2 protein-coding genes are annotated in these 2,288 nt (G+C 68.1%); both read right to left on the bottom strand.

The window, feature by feature from the left end:
* Positions 1-17 precede the first annotated feature (17 nt).
* Positions 18-1,664, bottom strand: a complete 1,647-nt coding sequence (locus AC1VAN_RS19070) for an MFS transporter (protein ID WP_480986467.1) — start codon at positions 1,662-1,664, stop codon at positions 18-20.
* Positions 1,658-2,288, bottom strand: a 631-nt coding sequence (locus AC1VAN_RS19065) for an alginate export family protein (protein WP_480986466.1), incomplete at its 5' end; no start/stop codon positions are given. The genes AC1VAN_RS19070 and AC1VAN_RS19065, both read right to left, overlap by 7 nt.

Below are 2,288 nucleotides of genomic sequence, written 5' to 3'. Positions count from 1 at the left end.
GCTCCATCACGGGACCATCAGATATCGCTGTGGTGATGCGGCGCCGGCGCCGGCAATGGATCATGGCCGCCAACGAAGTGACGCACCACCGGCGCGCGCTCGCCGCGATGCAGCGCGCGCAGCGCCTCCTGGATCGCCTTGTCGTCGGCGGTGATGCGTTCATGCTGGCGCAGGTGCTCCAACCACGATGCTGCGACGAAATACTCCAGATGGATGCCCGGGGTTGCCACATCCTCGACCACGCCCCAGACCACGGCGCCATCGCGTCGACGGATCGTTCCCAGCGTGCGCATCTGCGCCTGGAACGCGGCGCGGTCGGCGGCATCGATGCGATATTCGATGGTCACCAGCACCGGCCCCCGATCATTCGACACCGGCACCGACAGTTCCGGTGCGGGCCAGTGCCCGGCCGGGCTCAGGTTCAGATCTTCGGCGCCTGCAATGCGTACCCGCCACACCAGCAGGCCGCCGATGACCGCACCTGCAGCAGCCACCAGCAGTGCCAGCTCGGGCGATGTGCGCTGCGCCAGTGCGCCCCAGCTCAGGCCACCGGCCGCCATGCCGGCCGAGAACACCATGATGTACAGGGCAAGCGCACGCGCCCTCACCCAGGCCGGCACCGCCGTCTGTGCTGCGATCTGCAACGAGGACAGTACGGTGATCCAGGCAAAGCCATTGACCAGCATCACCRGCGGCAACACGTACCAGCTGCGGGTCAGCGCCAGRCCGGCCAGGCTTGCMGCCAGCGACARGGTGGCCAGCAGCACCAGCAGGTCGCGRTCRAGCCTGGCCCGCAGCTTCGGCAGCAGCAGYGCACCGCCCACCGCACCGATGCCGATGCAACCCAGCAGCACGCCGTACTGCCCCGCTCCGCCCTGCATCTGCCCGCGCACCACCACCGGCAGCATCGCGTTCATCGCCGCGGCGAAGAAGAAGAAGCCGGCCGATTTGATCAGTACCGCCTGCAGGCGGCCGGCACGGCTGGCATAGCGCAGGCCCGCCTTGRGGCCAGCGCCGAACCCTTCGGGAGGCAGGCTGGACGCCTTCGGATCACGCTTCCAGCCCCACACCACGAACAGCATGGCGGCAAAGGTGATGGCGTTGAACCCGAAGGCCCACACCGCACCCAGCTGGGCCACGATCACCCCGCCGATGGCCGGCCCGATGGAACGGGCGATGTTGATGCCGATGGAGTTGAGTGCCACGGCCGAGGCCAGCATCGGCTGCGGAACCAGCTCGGAGACGATCGCGGCCTGTGCCGGCATCGCCATCGCCGCACCGCAGCCCATGCAGAAGGTCAGCAGCACCAGCAGCTGCGGCGTCAGCAGGTCCAATGCCGTGAGCACGGCGGTCGCTGCCGCCACCAGCAGCATCCAGCCCTGGGTGAACAGCAGGTACTTGCGGCGGTCGACGATGTCGGCCAGGGTCCCGGCCGCCAGCGCCAACAGCACGATCGGCACGGTGGTGGCCGACTGCACCAGCGCGACCATCAGCGCCGAACCGGTGCGTTCGGCCATCACCCAGGCCGCAGCCACGTCGTTGACCCAGGTGCCGATGTTGCTGGCCAGGATCGCCAGCCAGATCGAGCGGAACATGCGGATCTTCAACGGCGACCATGCGCCATCGACCTGCGGGGAGTGTTGTGACGCCGATGCGTTCACCATTGCCAAGCTCCAACGATTGAGGCGAACAGCGTGTCCCGGCCGCCGGCCTGCGTCAGTGCAGGACCCGCGTCGACCCAGGCCAGCTGCAGCTGCCATTGCCAGTGGTCATTGACCTGCCAGCGGGTTTCGGATTTGTACTGGGTACCGATGCGGCGTGCGCCTCCGGCACTGCCGGGCAACGCTGCCAACGGTGCCGGCGTGGTATAGACCGCATCGGCGCGCCGATGCTTCCAGGCCAGCTGCACACCCAGCTCGGTGGTCACCGCCTCATGCAGGCGCAGTGCCAGTGTCGGTTGCAGATCCATCAGGTTGGCCGGTGCCAACAGGCTGGCTTCGCTGAAATAGGCGGACTTGGGAAACAACGCATTGAACGTACCCAGACGACCATCACCCGGGTCTGCGTCGCCGCTGGCAATGTCGGCCTTCAGGCCAAGCCGCGGTTGCAGCGGCAGCGCGCTCCAGCGCCAACCGGTATCGGTGGCGAGGGTCCAGGCGCGGATGTCCAGATCGCTGGTCACCGCCCGCAGTTCACCGCCCTGTGCCACCAGTTCGGCATTCCAGTCCAGCGCACCCGACTGGCCGAACCAGCGCGCGCCCAGGGTCTGCCGCCGCTCGGTGCCGCTG

The sequence above is a fragment of the Stenotrophomonas sp. 05L44_2 genome (assembly GCF_056665995.1).
This window is presented reverse-complemented; position numbering and strand designations above follow the sequence as displayed.